Origin of the sequence: Streptococcus sp. HMSC073A12, from assembly GCF_001812815.1 — a bacterium.
GTDB classification, from domain to species: Bacteria; Bacillota; Bacilli; order Lactobacillales; family Streptococcaceae; genus Streptococcus; species Streptococcus vaginalis.
Genome location: NZ_KV810530.1, coordinates 17,607 through 35,391 on the forward strand (window position 1 = coordinate 17,607; position 17,785 = coordinate 35,391).

Genomic DNA, 17,785 nt, shown 5'->3' on the forward strand with positions numbered 1-17,785 from the left:
CTCCTTTTTTATCTATTCACTTCTGCATTTCTAGCTTCTTGGATAATAAAGTCCAACAAGGCTGACTTCGTAATTGTTCCGATAATATGACCTTCATTTTGCTCCTCCACAACAGGCAAGGAATCAATGGCAAAATCCTGCAAAAGTGCCGCAGCTTCAAGGATATTCAAATCTTTATGGCAGGTTTTTATATGCGGCATTCTGGTCATGCAAACGGCTACCGGTGTCACATCAATATTGGCATTGAGCGCTGCTCTTAACAAATCCTTTCGCGACAAAATACCTAGTAGCTGCTTTTTTTCATCTATCACATAGAGAACATCTGCATCATACATAAATAAAGTAATAATGGCATCTTGAATAAACGAATCGTGCGCCACCAATACTGGTGATGTCATGACATCTTCAACTTTCTTCTGAAAAGTATCAAAGAAAAAGAGCATTTCCAAATCCGAACCAGCATAAGTGTAGCCAACTTTCGGACTTGCTTTTAAAATCCCTACTAAGGTTAGAAAGGATAAATCTGAGCGCAAAGTTGCCCTAGACACATCTAACAGTTCTGAGATTTTTTCACCGCTAATCGGTTGATCTTTCTTTACAATCTCAACGATCTCTTTTTGTCGTTTTGTTAATTTCAACTGTTACTCCTTTTAAAAACTTCAATCTTTAATAATCATCATTATGTGTCATATTATAACAAATAGATTCTGATTGTCAATGATTTATGACTGATTCTTTTCTGTTGACAAACATATATGATGTATATTACAATGTATTTGTCTTTTATTATGACATATATTTAATAAATTGGAGGCAAAAATGGATAAATGGATTTATTCTTTTGAAGAAGGACGCGCTGAAGACAAGGCACTACTAGGTGGTAAGGGTGCCAATTTGGCAGAAATGACCCATTTGGAGCTGCCTGTACCTGAGGGATTCACAATTACAACTCAAAGTTGTCTACGTTATTTAGAAACTCCTTCCTTTTTCGAATCTATTTTAAAAGAGGAAGTTTTGAAAGCGGTTACTAAACTAGAAACCAAAACAAATAAATTTTTCATGGGGAATGAACCCTCACTACTACTGGTTTCTGTCCGTAGCGGAGCTAAAATTTCTATGCCTGGTATGATGGACACGATTCTCAATCTTGGACTAAATGACTTGCGTGTTCAGACTTTAGCAGATGCGACAAATGCCAATTTCGCTTACAATTGTTATCGGCGTTTATTGCAGATGTTTGCTGATGTCGTTTACGGCATCCCCAAAGAAGAATTCGACCAATGTTTAGAAAAAACCGAAAAACAATTGAATAAGAAGGTCAATGACTTTTCAAAAGAAGAACACCAATCACTTATTCAACAATATAAAGAAGTCTATCAGGAACACTATCAAAATTTCCCACAAAGCCCTAAAGAGCAACTTTACGCTGCTATCAAAGCGGTATTCAAATCATGGAACAACCCACGCGCTAAAGTTTACCGCGAATTGAACCAAATTCCACATGATTTAGGTACGGCCGTCAATGTTCAGAGTATGGTGTTTGGCAATAGCGATCAAAAAAGTGGCACAGGCGTTGTTTTCACCAGAAATCCTGCTACTGGTGAACCTCATCTGTTTGGGGAATTTCTCCTCAATGCCCAAGGAGAAGATGTCGTAGCTGGTATTCGGACTCCAGAACCGATTGACTCTCTTAAACGAATCTTACCACAGGCCTATGAAGATTTTTGCAACTACGCCAAGATTCTTGAAAAACACTACAAAGATATGCAGGATATTGAATTTACCATTGAAAAAGAAAAGCTTTATATTCTGCAAACGCGAAACGGAAAACGGACGGCTAAAGCAAGCTTAAAAATTGCTTTGGATTTAGTGAACGAAAAAATGATTTCAAAGCAAGAAGCTCTCCTACGAGTCAGTCCTTCTACCATTGACCAACTGATTCACCCTGTTTTTGAAGAAAAAGCTTTAACATCAGCTCATCACTTAACTCAGGGACTTCCTGCTAGTCCAGGTGCCGCAACAGGAGAAATTGTCTTTACTGCCGAGCGCGCCAAAGAATTTCATGCACTTGGAAAGAAAGTGATTTTGGTTCGCCAAGAAACTTCTCCCGAAGACATTGAAGGAATGGTAGTTAGTCAAGCAATCGTGACCAGTCACGGTGGCATGACTTCTCATGCAGCTGTTGTAGCTCGTGGCATGGGCACTTGTTGTGTCGCAGGATGCGGAGAATTATCTATCAATGAAGACGGAAAAACACTTGTATGCAGTAAGGTAACCTTAAAAGAGGGAGACATCCTTTCTGTAGACGGCACTTCCGGCAAACTCTACATTGGAAGCATTCCAACCACTATGATTGATAATAATGACGAATTACAGATGTTCCTTTCTTGGGCAGATGAAATTGCACAGCTAACCGTTCGAGCGAATGCTGAAACCATTCAAGATTTGAAAACAGCTGTTCAATTTGGTGCCAAGGGAATTGGTCTGGCTCGTACAGAGCACATGTTCTTTGGTGAGGAACGGATTTTAGAAATGCGCAGATTGATTTTATCAACGAATGAAATCGAAACTAAGTCTGCTTTAATGACACTTTTAGCTTTCCAAGAAGAAGATTTCTATCAGATGTATCAAACCATTCAAGATAAACCGATGATTGTCCGTTTACTAGATCCGCCTATGCACGAATTTTTGCCAAAAACACAACAGGAAATTGAGCAATTATCCGGGAAATTGCAAGTACCTCTTGATACACTAACGCAGAAAATCACTTCTCTACAAGAAACGAATCCAATGCTGGGACATCGTGGTTGCCGCTTGGGAATTACACAGCCTGAAATTTATAAAATGCAGGTAGAAGCCGTTTTTAATAGCGCTATAAGACTAGCAAAAGAAGGCATGGTCATTAAACCAGAAATCATGATTCCTTTAATCGCAGAAAAGGCAGAGTTGGTTTCAATCAAAACATCTCTTTGTCAGCATATTGATAACATTTTCAAAAAACATCACATGCAGCCATTCCCTTATGAAATCGGTACAATGATTGAACTGCCACGCGCTTGTTTCATCGCAGATCAATTAGCCGAGGAAGCAGACTTCTTTAGTTTTGGTACCAATGATTTGACGCAAATGACCTATGGTTTTTCTCGTGATGATATTGGAAAATTTATCCAGCATTACAAAGAGGGAGAAATCATGTCATTTGATCCATTCCAAACCATTGACCGAGCTGGAGTGGGCGAGCTCATGAAAATAGCTATTTCTAAAGCTCATCAAGTGAAGCCAGAACTTCCAATTGGCATTTGTGGTGAAGTCGGAGGAGATCCAGCTTCTATTCCTTTCTTCCAAGAGATTGGCATTACTTATGTTTCTTGCTCACCTTATCGCGTTCCTGCTGCACGATTAGCTGTTGCGCAAGCACATCTTTTCTAGTTCCTTCCTTATGAGTGAATCAGCTCTTTCTATCTGCTAACAGGACAGACAAGGATGGAGCTGATTTTTTGTAAAAGGTAATTTTTTCAATCAATTTTCAATTGCTTTACATGGAATTTTCAACATTTTGAATTTTTTTAAGACAATTTTAAATAAAGAGGGTATAATGGAGATGAGAAAGGAGATTAGCAACTCACAATGGAAAATTATTCTCGAAAAAACAAAACTTCAAATACAAAAGAAGAAAAAACGCCTACTCGTCATCATATCAAAAAAGGACTTTCTGCTTTTCAGAAGACCCTTGCTACGATTGGGAGTATTCTTGGGATTATCACTGCAACAATTACAATCTTGACTTTCATGAACAATAATAAATCTGATACCAAGACAAAAAGTAGCCAGACGACACAAACAACTATTATCAAAGAAATTCAGAAAGAAACAACAACAGACGGGGCTAAATCTAGCGACACAACAGCTGCAAGTCAAGGCGAGACAGAAACGAGTAGCGCTAGTTCTGACACCACGCAGTCTAGTAATACATCAAGCGACACTAGCTCTAGCCAGACAAGCAGCACAACGACTGACAACGACACAAATACAACTACTTCAAGCTCTAGCAATTAAAAAAGCGGAAGCGAGACAACCAATCAGACCAAGGTCTAGGAGTTGCTCAACTTCCGTTATTTTTTATATTTAATTTTATACTCTCAATGAAAATCAAAAAGTCTGAATAAGATTCACTGCGTGAATCCTGTCCTACAACTCCAACTGGCTTCCAGAAGGTTTTTGATGGAAACCTCAGTTTCTCTATCCGCAGACTTTAACAGTCCGGTGGCTAACAAGGCTCGAAACAATTTTCACGGAGCATTATTTCCGATACATTTTCACTTGAAGATACAAGTCATTATAAATTCCCAACCACTTAGCGCCGAGTTGTTGATAGACCTCTAAGTGCTTCATTGTTTCTTCATCTGGGTAAAAGGCTTTGTCCTCTTGAATTTCTTTTGGCAACATCGCCTTAGCAGGCATGTTAGGTGTTGAGTAACCAACATACAAAGCATTTTTATAGGCATTTTCAGGTCTTAACATAAAGTTAATAAATTGATAAGCAGCTTTTTTATTTTTGACCGTTTTAGGAATGACAATATTATCAAACCAAAGATTGCTGGCTTCTGTTGGGACAACATAGCGAAGCTTGTCATTCTTTTCCAACATTTGCCGTGCTTCACCTGAAAAACTAACGCCAATCGCCGCATTGTTTTGAATCATATAGCCTTTCATTTCGTCTGCTACAATTGCTTTGATATTTGGTGTCAACGTATAAAGCTTATCAACTGCTTCTTGTAATTGCTTAGTATTTTTAGAATTGAGGCTATAACCTAAAGCATTTAACCCAACACCCATTACCTCGCGCGCTCCATCAATCATCATGATAGAGTTTTTATATTCAGGTCGCCACAAATCACTCCAATGCTTAGGAGCTGTTTTGACTAATTCTGTGTTGTAGACAATGCCTAGCGTTCCCCAAAAGTAAGGAATAGAGTATTGATTTTTAGGATCAAATGATTGATTTAAGAACCGTTTGCCAATATTTTCTAGTCCTTTAATCTGAGAATGATCCAACTTTTCTAGTAAGTGTTCCGACATCATTTTAGAAATCATGTATTCACTAGGAATGGCAATATCGTAAGTTGTCCCGCCTTGCTTAATCTTGGTGTACATGGATTCGTTGGAATCAAAAGTTTCATATTGGACTTGGCCGCCCGTTTCCTTGGTGAACTTCGTCAGCAACTCTGGATCAATATAGTCTCCCCAATTGTAGATGACCAATTTGTCACCAGAGCCACTTTTTGTCCGACTTTCAATGTGATAACTCACTCCCCAGAGAACAAGGATAATGGCAACAATGCCCATTAAAAATGAATAGAGCTTTTTCATACCGCATCCTCCTTCTCACGAGAAATAAAGTAATAGCCAATCACTAAAAGAATACTAAACAGAAATACCAAAGCAGAAAGAGCATTGATTTCTAGCGAAATTCCTTGCCGAGCCCGCGAGTAAATTTCAACAGACAAGGTTGAGAAGCCATTTCCTGTCACAAAGAAAGTCACTGCAAAATCATCCAAGGAATAGGTAAAAGCCATAAAATACCCTGCAATAATGGCTGGTGTCAAATAGGGCAACATGATTTCTTTTAACATCTGAACTTGGCTTGCCCCTAAATCATAGGCTGCCTTAATCATGTCATCATTCATCTCTTTTAGCCGTGGCAATATCATCAAGACGACGATAGGAATTGAAAAGGCAATATGACTCGCCAGAACAGATAGAAAACCTAATTGAAATTTGATAGTTGTAAAAAGAATTAAGAAACTAGCCCCAATCATGACATCTGGCGCTACCATAAGGATATTATTAACCGATAAAAAGGCATCTTGGTATTTCTTTTTGGCTTGATAAATATAAATGGCACCAAACGTTCCGATTGCTGTTGCAATCAAAGAAGATAGAAAAGCTAGAAAAAAAGTTTGTGCCAAAATGAGCATCAGGCGAGTATCACTGAACATATTTTGAAAATGCGTCAGACTAAAGCCTGTAAACTTGCTCATATCATCGCCAGCATTAAACGCATAGCCAATCAAATAAAAAATCGGCAAATAAAGAATTAAGAAGACGACTGTTAAATAAATACTAGCAGTTTTTTTCATCGTTCTCCCCTTTCTTTCGTTGCCCACATGATAACGAGCATGGCTACAATCAAGACAACACCAATGGTTGAGCCCATGCCCCAATTTTGTGTAGTCAGAAAGTGCTGCTCAATGGCTGTACCTAGCGTAATAACGCGATTGCCACCGATCAAACGCGTCAGCATAAAAAGACTGAGACTGGGAATAAAGACAGACTGCACACCACTTCTCACGCCATTCATAGATAAAGGAAAAACGACACGACGGAAGGTTTCCCAACGATTGGCACCAAGGTCATAGCTAGCATTGATCAGATTTTGATCCATATCCTCTAAAACATTAAAAATCGGCAATATCATAAAGGGCAGCTCAATATAGCTGGCTACAAAAATAAAAGAGAAATCTGTAAACAGGATTTGTTGAGCACCTATCCCAATAAAACTTAAAAATTGATTGACAGAGCCATTTTGTCCGAAAATCCCAATAAAAGCATAAGCTTTGAGAAGCAGATTGACCCAGGTCGGCAAGATGATGAGCATCAACCAAAGCTGTCTGTGCTTTAGTTGCGTCAATAAAAATGCAGTTGGGTAACTGATTACTAAAGTGACAACTGTGATAATCCCCGCATATAAAACAGAGTTCAAACTCATTTTGAGATAAGTCAGATTTTGCGAAGTGAAGTAAGTCTTGTAGTTTTCAAGGGTGAAATGACCTTCGATATTGAAAAACGACTGCCAAACAATCATGGCAACAGGCGCCAATACAAATAATAAAATCCAAAGAATATAAGGAGCAACAAAAAGATTAGAGGTTGTTTTCTTCATCGCGCTCCTCCTCAATGGCATTGATTAAGCCAGCTTCTTGCTCTTCCATTTCCACATATTCTTCAATTCGAGCATCGAACTCTTCCTCTGTTTCATTAAGCCGCATGATATGAATGTCTTCTGGTTCAAAGTTCAGCCCAATCTCTTCTCCGACAATGGCCTTGCGAGTCGAATGAATCATCCACTCATTGCCCAATTCATCATAAGCGATAATCTCATAATGCACGCCACGGAAAAGCTGCGTATCAACCTTAACTTGCAGTTTTCCTTCTTCCGGAAGTGTAATCCGCAAATCTTCTGGACGAATGACGACTTCCACCTGCTCATTAGGACGCATTCCTCCGTCAACGGCTTCAAATCGTTTGCCATTAAATTCAACCAAATAGTCTTCAATCATCTTTCCAGGAAGAATATTGGATTCCCCGATAAACGTTGCTACAAAGTGATTGATAGGTTCATCATATATATCAACAGGTGTCCCTGACTGCACAATCTCCCCGTCATTCATCACAAAAATCCAGTCGCTCATGGCCAGTGCTTCTTCTTGGTCATGGGTGACAAAGACAAAAGTAATCCCTAGACGCTGCTGTAATTCCCGCAATTCATACTGCATGTCTGTTCGCAACTTCAAATCCAGTGCAGATAAAGGCTCATCTAGCAAAACGACACGCGGTTCATTGACAATAGCACGCGCAATAGCAACCCGTTGGCGTTGTCCACCGGACAATTTACGAATAGAGCGTTTCTCAAAACCATCCAAACGCACCATTTTCAGGACTTCTGCAACCCGTCGCTCTATTTCTTGTTTTTCAACTTTACGCAAACGCAACGGAAATGCCACATTTTCAAAAACAGTCATGTGCGGAAAAAGGGCATAGGACTGAAACACCGTATGCACATCACGTTTGTTGGTCGGAATATCGTTGATTCGGACGCCGTCAAGAAAAACATCACCGCTGGACGCATCCAACAAGCCAGCGATGATATTTAGAATGGTTGATTTTCCTGATCCAGAAGCACCTAAAAGAGTGTAAAACTTCCCTTCTTCTAATTCAAAATTGATGTCTTTTAAGACGACTGTATTATTATCCTCAAAAACTTTTGATACGTTTTTAAATTCAATGATTGGTTTGTTCAATTGCCATAAATTCCTTCTTTTTCATAGATTGACAGATTAAAGTCTTGTCCTGACTGATTTTTTTAGAGAATAATATGAATGTTGCCGCTAGAGACACTCATTTCTCGCCAATAATGCGGACTTCTCTTTCCAAAGTCACACCAGAATGAACTTTCACTGTCTCAATCACATGTGCAATCAAATTTTCATAATCTGCTGCAGTTCCATTATCAACATTGACCATAAAACCTGCATGTTTTGTCGAAACTTCTACCCCACCAATGCGGTACCCTTTTAAATTTGCTTCACTAATCAATTGCCCTGCGAAATGCCCCACCGGACGTTTAAAAACAGAGCCACAAGAAGGATACTCTAAAGGCTGCTTCAATTGACGAAGGTGGGTCAAACGTTCCATTTCTTGACGAATCACACGGTGCATACCTGGTGCTAAGGCAAAATTGGCAGAAATCACCACATCACCTGTCTGTTGAACATATGAACGGCGATAACCAAATTTCATATCTTGTGCACTGATATTTTTGATTTCTCCATCACGTGTCAGCACCTTACAAGAAAGTAAAATATGAGCAATTTCGCCACCATAAGCACCAGCATTCATAAAGACAGCTCCGCCAATGCTCCCTGGAATCCCGCAAGCAAACTCAAAACCTGTTAAGCTATGATGAAGTGCAATGTGTGTCGTTTCGATGAGATTAGCACCTGCTTCTGCTTCAATGGTGTAGCCATCCACTGCAACACCATTTAATTTATCAAACATAATCACAAAACCACGAATACCACCATCACGAACGATGATATTGCTAGCATTTCCTAGTACCATCCAAGGAATCTGCTCCCGATTAGCAAATTTCACCACTCGTGCCAATTCATAACGATTTCGCGGAAAAACCAGATAATCGGCAGCTCCACCTACTTTTGTATAAGTGTATTGTTTCAAAGGTTCATCAAAACGGATATCAATTCCGTTCAATTCTGATTTTAACATTTCTAAAGTTGACATTTTTTCTCTCTCTTAAACAAAATTCAATCTATTATACCAAATTTAGCAAATATTTACGATAGAATAAAGAAAAATATTTCCCTTACGAATCCGAAAAATGCTTGTACGTCCTTATTCGTGATTTTTATGAGCTATGAAAAAAGAGCGGGGAAGCTGTTATTGCATAGAAACCAACTTCTTCTCACTCTTTTCAATTTAAGTTTGAATATCACATTCTCTCAGTTCTTAAAGGTTTCTTTTAAACTTTCTATTTACGTAAACTCCATGTCTTTTCAATATAAGGAGGAAGCTTTATTAGGGTTTCTCGATTGCCTTCAAGTGCAATAAGATAAACTTTCTCGTCCTTTTTGAAAATTCAACTAACCAGATACTGCCCTGATTTCATGATGATATTTACTTGATAGGCTTCGTTACCTGCAACCGCTCCTTTTGAGCCACAAACTCTATTTACATTTTTATTGTTTTGCCAATTATAATAAATACGATTGGCAATTGTCTGAGCTGTAAACTCTTCTCTTTCTTGAATCTTAGCTTTTTCTTTCGTGTAAGCATTCATAGTTACAATATTGTAGCCAGAACCATCCGTATATTGAATACTGTCGCCACCATCAACATCCCTAAATTTCAACCAATTTTTTGGAATGTCAATATAGCCATAATCATCTGAGCCTACACGTTGCATTTCTTCCATCTTCACATCTTTTTTCATAACATTTGATGAACTTGAGCTACTGCTTTCTTTTGCAGATACTTTACTTGACGAAGATGACTGTTGTGATGATTTTGGTTTATTCCCTCCGCTTGAACTACATGCCTCTAGTGTAAAGATAAGGAGTACTGCTAAAAATAAAATCAGCCAGCTCTTTTTCTTCTTCATAACCAATTCCTTCTATATTTTTATTTCAGCATATTTATTTGAAGTTCACAACTATTTTACGGCACAAGAAAAGCGAGCATTCCACTCTCTTTATAGCTTTGGTACAATATCACTCATCATCCATGCTGAGGACGCTGAGGAACGCTTCTTGTGGCACTTCAACAGATCCGATGGCTTTCATCCGCTTCTTACCAGCCTTTTGTTTTTCCAAGAGCTTACGTTTACGGGAAACATCTCCACCATAACATTTTGCCAAGACATTCTTGCGCAAAGCTTTAATATCTGTCCGTGCCACAATTTTCTGACCAATTGCTGCCTGAATCGGCACTTCAAATTGCTGACGCGGAATAATTTTCTTTAATTTTTCAACAATCAATTTTCCGCGTTCATAGGCAAATTCCTTGTGAACAATGAAGCTAAGAGCATCTACTTTGTCACCATTAAGGAGAATATCCATTTTAACGAGACTCGACTTGCGGTATTCTGAGATTTCATAGTCAAAGCTAGCATAACCACGAGTTGAGGATTTTAGTTTGTCAAAGAAATCAAAGACAATTTCTGCCAACGGGATTTGGTAGATGACATTGACTCGATTTTCATCGATATAGTCCATAGTCACAAAGTCACCGCGTTTACGCTGAGCCAATTCCATTACCGCTCCGACAAATTCCTGCGGCACCATAATCTGTGCTTTGACATAAGGCTCTTCAATGGAATCAATCTTGGTCGGTTCTGGAAATTCGCTCGGATTGGAAACATCAAGGGATTCGCCGTCTGTCATATTAACCTTGTAGATAACCGACGGTGCCGTCATAATCAGATCAATATTAAACTCACGCTCCAAACGCTCCTGAATGACGTCCATGTGCAACAAGCCCAAGAAGCCACAGCGGAAGCCAAAACCTAAAGCTTGAGAAGTTTCGGGCTCAAATTGAAGACTAGCATCATTAAGCTGAAGTTTTTCCAAAGCTTCCCGCAAATCATTATATTTATTGGACTCAATCGGATAAAGTCCAGCAAAAACCATCGGGTTCATCTGCTTGTAGCCATGAAGTGGTTCATCTGCTGGATTGTCCACTAAGGTCACCGTATCGCCAACCCGAGTATCTTGAACGGTCTTGATCGAAGCTGCGATATAACCAACATCACCTGTTGCGAGGAAATCTCGTCCAACAGCTTTTGGAGTAAAAATACCAACTTCAGTCACATCAAAGGTCTTGCCATTGCTCATGAGCTGAATGGTATCACCTGGCTTCACAACTCCGTCCATCACGCGTACTTGCAGAATAACTCCACGATAAGCATCATAAACCGAGTCAAAAATAAGGGCTTTGAGTGGAGCGGTCACATCTCCTGTCGGCGCAGGAACTTTCTCCACGATTTGCTCTAGAATCTCTTCAATCCCGATACCAGCTTTAGCCGAAGCCAACACAGCTTCGCTTGCGTCCAAACCAATGACATCTTCAATCTCAGTCCGTACTCGCTCTGGATCAGCAGCAGGCAAGTCAATTTTATTGATAACCGGCAAAATTTCTAAATCATTATCCAAGGCGAGGTAGACATTGGCTAAAGTTTGTGCTTCAATGCCTTGTGCTGCATCAACCACCAAAACAGCTCCTTCACAAGCTGCCAAAGAACGAGAGACCTCATAAGTAAAGTCCACATGCCCTGGTGTGTCAATCAAGTGGAAAATATAAGTTTCGCCGTCCTTAGCAGTATAGTTGAGTTCAATCGCATTGAGCTTAATGGTAATGCCCCGCTCCCGCTCCAAATCCATGCTATCCAAAAGCTGAGCCTGCATTTCTCGACTCGAAACCGTATCCGTTGCTTCCAAGATTCTGTCTGCCAAAGTTGATTTACCGTGATCAATATGCGCGATAATGGAGAAATTTCGAATTTTCTCCTGCCGCTTTTTTAATTCATCTAAGTTCATTTTTCTCATCCTTTTCGGGTATTCTATTTATTATAACATAAGAAAGGTGACTTTTACCAGTCTTGAAAAAGCATTCTATATCCCGTTTCATTTGTGCTATAATAGAAATAAATATATTTACAGAAACGAGAATGCTATGATTAAACTAATCGCATTAGATATGGACGGTACGCTTTTAAATAGTCAAAAAGAAATTCCCAAGGCACATATTCAAGCAATTCATCAAGCTGTCGAACATGGAGTAAAGCTGGTTCTTTGTACAGGTCGCCCTCTAGTCGGAGTGAAACCTTATTATGAACAATTAGGACTGAGTGGAGATAATGAATATGTCATTATCAATAACGGCTGCTCCACTCATCAAACAAAGGATTGGAAGCTTGTTGCTTGGAAAGAGTTGAGTGTGGAAGACATTCTTTACTTGGATAAAATTTCCAAGCAAACTCCTGTCCAATTGACTCTTTTTGATGAAGAACGTTATTTAGTAGTAGACGAAAAGCCAAGTGAGTTAGTCACTTATGACGCTAGCCTTGTTTTTACAACCCCCACAGAAATCAGCCTCAAAGAAGCTATCAGTGGCAAGAATATCATGTTTCAAGCTATGTTTCTAGCACAGCCTGATGAGTTAGATACCTTTGAAAAGCAATTTGCAAGCCAGATTTGCCAGCATTTCAGTGGCGTTCGTTCCCAACCAGTCATTTACGAAGCCATGCCCAAAGGCACTACTAAAGCGACTGCTCTTAGGGAATTAGCTCAACGATTAGATATCAAGCCCCAAGAAATTATGGCACTTGGTGACGCCAATAATGACATCGAAATGTTAGAGTTTGCAGGTTTTGGTGTAGCTATGGGAAATTCTAGCGACTATGTCAAAAAACTCGCTGATTACGTTACAGATAGCAATGATGAAAACGGTGTTGCCACAGCTATTGAAAAACTCATTTTAAATAACTAATAGGATGAATCATGAGATTCTTTTCAAGTTCATGATTTTTATTGAGAATATTGTCATTCTTTCACTATTTGTAAATAGCCTTCCCTCTCAAAATATGATACACTAATTACATCTATGCAAAAAGGAGAACTTATGAACTACCCTACTCTTTTAGAACGTTTTTTGACTTATGTAAAAGTAAATACGCGCTCAGACGAGACCTCCGCTACTACTCCCAGCACCCAGAGTCAGGTGGACTTTGCGACTAATATCCTTATCCCTGAGATGAAGCGGGTCGGCTTGGAAAATGTCTACTACTTACCAAATGGCTACGCTATCGGTACTCTTCCTGCAAATGACTCAAGTTTCACACACAAGATTGGTCTCATTTCCCACATGGACACCGCAGATTTCAACGCAGAAGGTGTCAATGCACAAATTATTGAAAATTATGATGGTGAAGTGATTCCGCTTGGGCAGTCTGGTTTTAATCTTGACCCTGCTGATTTTGCTAGTTTGAAAAAATACAAAGGACAAACCTTGATTACAACCGATGGAACGACTCTTCTTGGATCTGATGATAAATCAGGTATTGCTGAAATTATGACAGCAATTGAATATCTAGCAGCTCATCCTGACATCAAACACTGCGAAATTCGAGTTGGCTTTGGTCCAGATGAAGAAATCGGTATCGGAGCTGACAAGTTTGATGCGGCAGATTTCGATGTGGATTTTGCTTATACGATTGACGGTGGACCGCTCGGAGAACTTCAATTTGAAACCTTTAGCGCAGCCGCAGCTGACATTACTTTCCAAGGACGCAATGTCCACCCAGGCACTGCCAAAGGACAAATGATTAACGCTCTGCAATTAGCCATTGACTTTCATAATCAATTGCCAGAAGGTGCTCGACCAGAGCTGACAGACGGCTACGAGGGCTTCTACCACCTTATGAATGTAGAAGGAACTGTCGAAGAAGCAAAAGCAAGTTATATCATTCGTGACTTCGACACAGCAACTTTTGAGCAACGCAAAGAACTGATGCGCTCTATTGCCGATAAGATGAATGCAACGCTTGGAGGCGAACGTGTTCAGTTAGAGCTTAAAGATCAATACTACAATATGCGCCAAGTCATTGAAAAAGACATGACACCTATCAATATTGCAAAGGCTGTTATGGAAAAATTGGACATCAAACCGATTATCGAACCTATTCGTGGCGGAACAGACGGCTCAAAGATTTCCTTTATGGGCATTCCGACACCAAATATCTTTGCTGGTGGTGAAAATATGCATGGACGCTTTGAATATGTCAGTCTGCAAACAATGGAACACGCCGTTGATACTATTATTGGTATCGTTTCTTACAAAGACTAACATTCCATAACTCTATCAAAAAATTGCAACTCTCATCAAAGCTGAGTTGCAATTTTAATTTATCTTCTGCGAATGTATTGCACCATTCTAAAAGTTAAAAATGCTAGTAAAATAATAGCTACGAGCCAGATTGTTTTCAACAAATAAAATTGTATCAAATAAGTGGAAACAATCGCTCCTGTCACAAAACTTCCTAATAAAGCAACGAAGAAAATGCCTTCTGCTAAGCAAGTTTTTTCTTTTGTCCGCACATAAGTACCAAAAGCTACCATTGTTTTTTTGATATTGCCTGTCATAAAAGAATTATTGTAGACAATGCCGTCCACTTCACCAAAAGCTGTTGCCACCAACCCCATACAAAAACCAATCGGCGGAACAATGAAAAGATTAGACACGGTTGCTGGTAGAAATCCTGTAAGCCCACAAAACAAAATCAGTGGAGAATGCTGGATAAGCGCCATAAAGAATTTTCAAAGTTATTTTTGAAAATAGTTAGCACAAAAATGCCTAGCATAAAAGCCAGCATCGTTGCCAACTTCACTTCTATTTCCCTTGTCTCATGATGAATCAATTCAACTGACAAGAAAACAACATTTCCTGTTTGGCCCGCAACCAATATCCCGCCTCTTTCAATAAATGTATAAGCATCAATAAATCCCGCACAAAAAGTCAGCAGACAGGCAAAAAATTTCGAGCGCGAATGAAACTCTCTTTTTCTTTTTACATTATTTATCATCATCACCTAAAAAGTCTAGCACTCCCTCACTAGACTTCCTTTCTATTGCTCTCTTGCTTCTTGCAAGATTTTTTCAATTTTCGTTGTAATCAAATCAATCGCCACTGTATTAGAAGCTCCTTCTGGAATAATCACATCCGCATAGCGCTTGGTAGGCTCAATAAATTGATGATACATGGGTTTTACCACACCTAAATATTGCTCAATGACACTATCTAAACTACGTCCACGCTCATCCATATCTCGCTTAATCCTGCGAATGATCCGAACATCATCATCTGTATCCACAAAAATCTTAATGTCCATTAAATCACGTAAGCGTTTGTCCTCTAAAACCATAATTCCTTCTACAATAAAGACATCCTGTGGGTCTTGACGATACGTTTTATCACTGCGTGTATGAGCTGTATAGTCATACGTCGGAATATCTACCGGACGTCCTGCCAATAATTCCTTGATTTGCGCAATCATCAAATCTGTATCAAAAGCAAAAGGATGGTCATAGTTGGTCTTGATTCGTTCTTCAAATGTCAAATGAGATTGGTCCTTATAATAAGAATCATGCTCAATCATAGCAATCTTTTCATTTGGAAAATTTGATAGAATAGCTCTCGAAACACTGGTTTTTCCACCACCAGATCCACCAGTCACGCCAATAATAATCGGTCTATTTTGCATTATTCACTCCATTTTTTCTCATCTTATCTATTTTACAACAAATCATGATATAATGAAAGAGGTAAATCAAAATAAATGACAAGATAAAAAATAAGGAGAAAACGATGTTAAAACTCGGAACGATTGGAACTGGAGACATTGTTCACCAATTTGTCAAGGCTGCTCATGCTACAAAAGAGTACCAATTGACTACGGTGTATTCACGGACGATACAAGCTGCTCAAGCATTTGCCAGTCATTATGAAAATGTAGATTGCTACACAGATATGGCTGATTTTTTAACTAGTGATGTAGACATTATTTATATTGCAAGCCCCAACTCTCTGCATTTCCCACAAGCAAAAGCTGCTATTTTAGCAGGCAAACATGTGATTGTGGAAAAGCCTGCTGTCTCACGCCCAGAAGAATGGGCTGAATTGGTAGCATTAGCTCAAGAACAACATGTGTACATTTTTGAAGCGGCTCGAAACTATCATGAGCAATCATTTGACGTCATTTCAGAGTTTCTCAAAAACAAAACCATTCTTGGAGCGCATTTCACCTATGCGAAGTATTCTTCCAAAATGCCAGCTCTGTTAGCTGGACAAAAGCCAAACGTCTTTTCGGCGAAATTTTCAGGCGGTGCTCTAATGGACTTAGGCATTTATCCTGTCTATACAGCCATACGACTTTTTGGAGCACCAGAAAATGCCTGTTACACCGCTCAGCAGTTACCAAATACTGTTGATCTAAATGGAGTAGGAAGCTTAATCTATCCAGAATTTCAAGTAACTATCCAAACCGGAAAAAATATCAATAGTTTTTTCCCTGCTGAAATTTATACAACAGACGGTACACTGACCTTAAATTCGATTGAATTCATTACTTCGGCTGTTTTTCAAGATTTAAATAAAGAGAAAAAGACTCTTGAAATTGTGCGCTCTTCTCACACCATGGCAGAAGAAGCCAAACGATTCGCTCAAGTATTGAGCGGTGAGATAAAACAAGAAATTTACCAAAACTGGCTAGACGCTGCTGCTGCCGTGCATAAAACTCTGTTTAGCATGCGGCAAGATGCTGGTATTAGATTTGAGGCTGATCATGACAACAACTAATTTCCCTCAAAGTTGGCAAGACCAACTTACCAAACTTGGCTTTGAGTATTTAACTCCCATTCAAGAACAACTCTTTCAACCTATTACAGAGGGTGAAAATGTCCTTGGAATAAGCCCTACCGGAACTGGAAAAACACTTGCCTATCTTTTTCCTAGTCTTCTAAAACTAAAGCCTAAGAAATCCCAGCAATTACTTATCTTGGCTCCCAATACTGAGCTAGCTGGACAAATTTTCGACGTCACCAAAACATGGGCTGAACTACTTGGCTTAACAGCTCAGCTCTTTCTATCTGGCTCTAGCCAAAAACGACAAATTGAACGGTTAAAAAAAGGCCCTGAAATTCTCATCGGGACGCCAGGACGCATTTTTGAACTCATCAAACTAAGAAAAATCAAAATGATGAATGTTGATACAATCATTCTGGATGAATTTGATCAATTGCTTAGTGATTCACAATATCACTTTGTTGACAAAATTATTCACTATGTACCTCGTGAACATCAATTGATTTATATGAGTGCTACTGCTAAATTTGAGCAGGATAAAATTGTTGAAAATACAATCCAAATCAAAACAGAAAATCAACAACTTGATAATATTCGTCATTTTTATATGCAAGTTAAACAGCGCGACAAAGTTGAATATTTGCGAAAGCTCGCTTATGTCTCAGAATTTCGTGCGCTTATCTTTTTCAATGCCCTCTCAGACTTAGGAAATGCTGAGGAAAAACTACAATATCGTCACATTCAAGCTGTGTCTCTGGCAAGTGATGTCAATGTCAAATTCCGCAAAGTCATCTTGGGGCAATTTAAAAACGACGAACTTACACTCTTACTTGCTACTGACTTGGTAGCTAGAGGAATTGACATTGATTCTCTCGAATGTGTCATCAACTATGACCTGCCTCGCGATTTTGAAACCTATACCCACCGCGCCGGACGAACCGGTCGTATGGGCAAAGAGGGATATGTCATTACATTCATCAGCCACCCAGAAGAATTAAAAACACTAAAAAAATATGCCCACGTTCAAGAAATTATCTTAAAAAATCGTGAACTCTATGTGAAATAAAAAGAG

Annotated in this window: 14 protein-coding genes and 2 pseudogenes; 6 read left to right on the forward strand and 10 right to left on the reverse strand. The window is 39.2% G+C overall.

The window, feature by feature from the left end; translation table 11 throughout:
- Window positions 1-8: 8 nt before the first annotated feature.
- Window positions 9-638 carry a CBS domain-containing protein gene (locus tag HMPREF2876_RS02945; protein WP_024051796.1) on the reverse strand — a complete coding sequence of 210 codons (630 nt, stop codon included), beginning with the start codon at window positions 636-638 and terminating at the stop codon, window positions 9-11.
- 181 nt (window positions 639-819) lie between these two features.
- Here HMPREF2876_RS02945 and ppdK point away from each other — a divergent pair, with 181 nt between their 5' ends.
- Together ppdK and HMPREF2876_RS02955 are read left to right on the forward strand one after the other, a co-directional pair.
- Window positions 820-3,429, forward strand: coding sequence for a pyruvate, phosphate dikinase (gene ppdK / locus HMPREF2876_RS02950; protein WP_070584145.1), 2,610 nt, complete (start codon window positions 820-822; stop codon window positions 3,427-3,429).
- Window positions 3,430-3,627: 198 nt separating this feature from the next.
- The gene (locus tag HMPREF2876_RS02955; protein ID WP_003034958.1) at window positions 3,628-4,056 is read left to right on the forward strand and encodes a DUF6556 family protein; all 429 of its coding nucleotides are present in this window, start codon (window positions 3,628-3,630) and stop codon (window positions 4,054-4,056) included.
- 243 nt (window positions 4,057-4,299) lie between these two features.
- Here the strand turns inward: HMPREF2876_RS02955 and HMPREF2876_RS02960 are convergent, their stop codons facing one another.
- The 7 genes and pseudogenes from HMPREF2876_RS02960 to lepA all read right to left on the reverse strand — a co-directional run bounded on the left by HMPREF2876_RS02960 (window position 4,300) and on the right by lepA (window position 11,891).
- A complete protein-coding gene (locus tag HMPREF2876_RS02960) occupies window positions 4,300-5,370 on the reverse strand; it encodes an ABC transporter substrate-binding protein (RefSeq protein WP_070584147.1) in 1,071 nt (356 codons plus the stop codon).
- Window positions 5,367-6,140: an ABC transporter permease gene (locus tag HMPREF2876_RS02965; protein ID WP_022525953.1), complete on the reverse strand. Its 774-nt coding sequence runs from the start codon at window positions 6,138-6,140 to the stop codon at window positions 5,367-5,369. The genes HMPREF2876_RS02960 and HMPREF2876_RS02965 overlap by 4 nt, the downstream gene beginning before the upstream one ends.
- Complete coding sequence (locus HMPREF2876_RS02970) at window positions 6,137-6,943, reverse strand: ABC transporter permease (protein WP_024051800.1); 807 nt, start codon at window positions 6,941-6,943, stop codon at window positions 6,137-6,139. The genes HMPREF2876_RS02965 and HMPREF2876_RS02970 overlap by 4 nt, the downstream gene beginning before the upstream one ends.
- The gene (locus HMPREF2876_RS02975; RefSeq protein WP_024051801.1) at window positions 6,924-8,081 is read right to left on the reverse strand and encodes an ABC transporter ATP-binding protein; all 1,158 of its coding nucleotides are present in this window, start codon (window positions 8,079-8,081) and stop codon (window positions 6,924-6,926) included. Before HMPREF2876_RS02975 ends, HMPREF2876_RS02970 begins: the two co-directional genes overlap by 20 nt.
- A gap of 97 nt (window positions 8,082-8,178) precedes the next feature.
- Window positions 8,179-9,081, reverse strand: coding sequence for a UDP-N-acetylmuramate dehydrogenase (murB, locus tag HMPREF2876_RS02980; protein WP_024051802.1), 903 nt, complete (start codon window positions 9,079-9,081; stop codon window positions 8,179-8,181).
- Between the two features lie 247 nt (window positions 9,082-9,328).
- A pseudogene (locus tag HMPREF2876_RS02985) lies at window positions 9,329-9,958 on the reverse strand (hypothetical protein).
- Between the two features lie 109 nt (window positions 9,959-10,067).
- A complete protein-coding gene (gene lepA, locus HMPREF2876_RS02990; protein ID WP_024051804.1) occupies window positions 10,068-11,891 on the reverse strand; it encodes a translation elongation factor 4 in 1,824 nt (607 codons plus the stop codon).
- 136 nt (window positions 11,892-12,027) lie between these two features.
- Between lepA and HMPREF2876_RS02995 the strand changes: the two genes are divergently transcribed.
- Window positions 12,028-12,843 carry a Cof-type HAD-IIB family hydrolase gene (locus tag HMPREF2876_RS02995; protein WP_024051805.1) on the forward strand — a complete coding sequence of 272 codons (816 nt, stop codon included), beginning with the start codon at window positions 12,028-12,030 and terminating at the stop codon, window positions 12,841-12,843.
- A gap of 132 nt (window positions 12,844-12,975) precedes the next feature.
- Entirely contained in the window at window positions 12,976-14,199 is a 1,224-nt protein-coding gene (gene pepT / locus HMPREF2876_RS03000; RefSeq protein ID WP_024051806.1) for a peptidase T, read from the forward strand.
- Window positions 14,200-14,258: 59 nt separating this feature from the next.
- On the opposite strand, the pseudogene HMPREF2876_RS03005 reads toward pepT, so the two are convergent.
- A pseudogene (locus HMPREF2876_RS03005) lies at window positions 14,259-14,938 on the reverse strand (YoaK family protein).
- 39 nt (window positions 14,939-14,977) lie between these two features.
- A complete protein-coding gene (udk, locus tag HMPREF2876_RS03010) occupies window positions 14,978-15,613 on the reverse strand; it encodes a uridine kinase (RefSeq protein ID WP_003032866.1) in 636 nt (211 codons plus the stop codon).
- 104 nt (window positions 15,614-15,717) lie between these two features.
- Between udk and HMPREF2876_RS03015 the strand changes: the two genes are divergently transcribed.
- Together HMPREF2876_RS03015 and HMPREF2876_RS03020 are read left to right on the forward strand one after the other, a co-directional pair.
- A complete protein-coding gene (locus HMPREF2876_RS03015) occupies window positions 15,718-16,707 on the forward strand; it encodes a Gfo/Idh/MocA family protein (protein ID WP_024051809.1) in 990 nt (329 codons plus the stop codon).
- Complete coding sequence (locus HMPREF2876_RS03020; protein ID WP_024051810.1) at window positions 16,694-17,779, forward strand: DEAD/DEAH box helicase; 1,086 nt, start codon at window positions 16,694-16,696, stop codon at window positions 17,777-17,779. The genes HMPREF2876_RS03015 and HMPREF2876_RS03020 overlap by 14 nt, the downstream gene beginning before the upstream one ends.
- Window positions 17,780-17,785 lie beyond the last annotated feature (6 nt).

Bases quoted from the DNA above. Each gene is read 5' to 3' on its own strand.
- ppdK (WP_070584145.1), top strand. From the start codon at position 820: ATGGATAAATGGATTTATTCTTTTGAAGAAGGACGCGCTGAAGACAAG.
- HMPREF2876_RS02965 (WP_022525953.1), bottom strand. From the start codon at position 6,140: ATGAAAAAAACTGCTAGTATTTATTTAACAGTCGTCTTCTTAATTCTT.
- HMPREF2876_RS02960 (WP_070584147.1), bottom strand. From the start codon at position 5,370: ATGAAAAAGCTCTATTCATTTTTAATGGGCATTGTTGCCATTATCCTT.
- pepT (WP_024051806.1), top strand. From the start codon at position 12,976: ATGAACTACCCTACTCTTTTAGAACGTTTTTTGACTTATGTAAAAGTA.
- murB (WP_024051802.1), bottom strand. From the start codon at position 9,081: ATGTCAACTTTAGAAATGTTAAAATCAGAATTGAACGGAATTGATATC.
- lepA (WP_024051804.1), bottom strand. From the start codon at position 11,891: ATGAACTTAGATGAATTAAAAAAGCGGCAGGAGAAAATTCGAAATTTC.
- HMPREF2876_RS03020 (WP_024051810.1), top strand. From the start codon at position 16,694: ATGACAACAACTAATTTCCCTCAAAGTTGGCAAGACCAACTTACCAAA.
- HMPREF2876_RS03015 (WP_024051809.1), top strand. From the start codon at position 15,718: ATGTTAAAACTCGGAACGATTGGAACTGGAGACATTGTTCACCAATTT.
- HMPREF2876_RS02955 (WP_003034958.1), top strand. From the start codon at position 3,628: ATGGAAAATTATTCTCGAAAAAACAAAACTTCAAATACAAAAGAAGAA.
- udk (WP_003032866.1), bottom strand. From the start codon at position 15,613: ATGCAAAATAGACCGATTATTATTGGCGTGACTGGTGGATCTGGTGGT.
- HMPREF2876_RS02970 (WP_024051800.1), bottom strand. From the start codon at position 6,943: ATGAAGAAAACAACCTCTAATCTTTTTGTTGCTCCTTATATTCTTTGG.
- HMPREF2876_RS02995 (WP_024051805.1), top strand. From the start codon at position 12,028: ATGATTAAACTAATCGCATTAGATATGGACGGTACGCTTTTAAATAGT.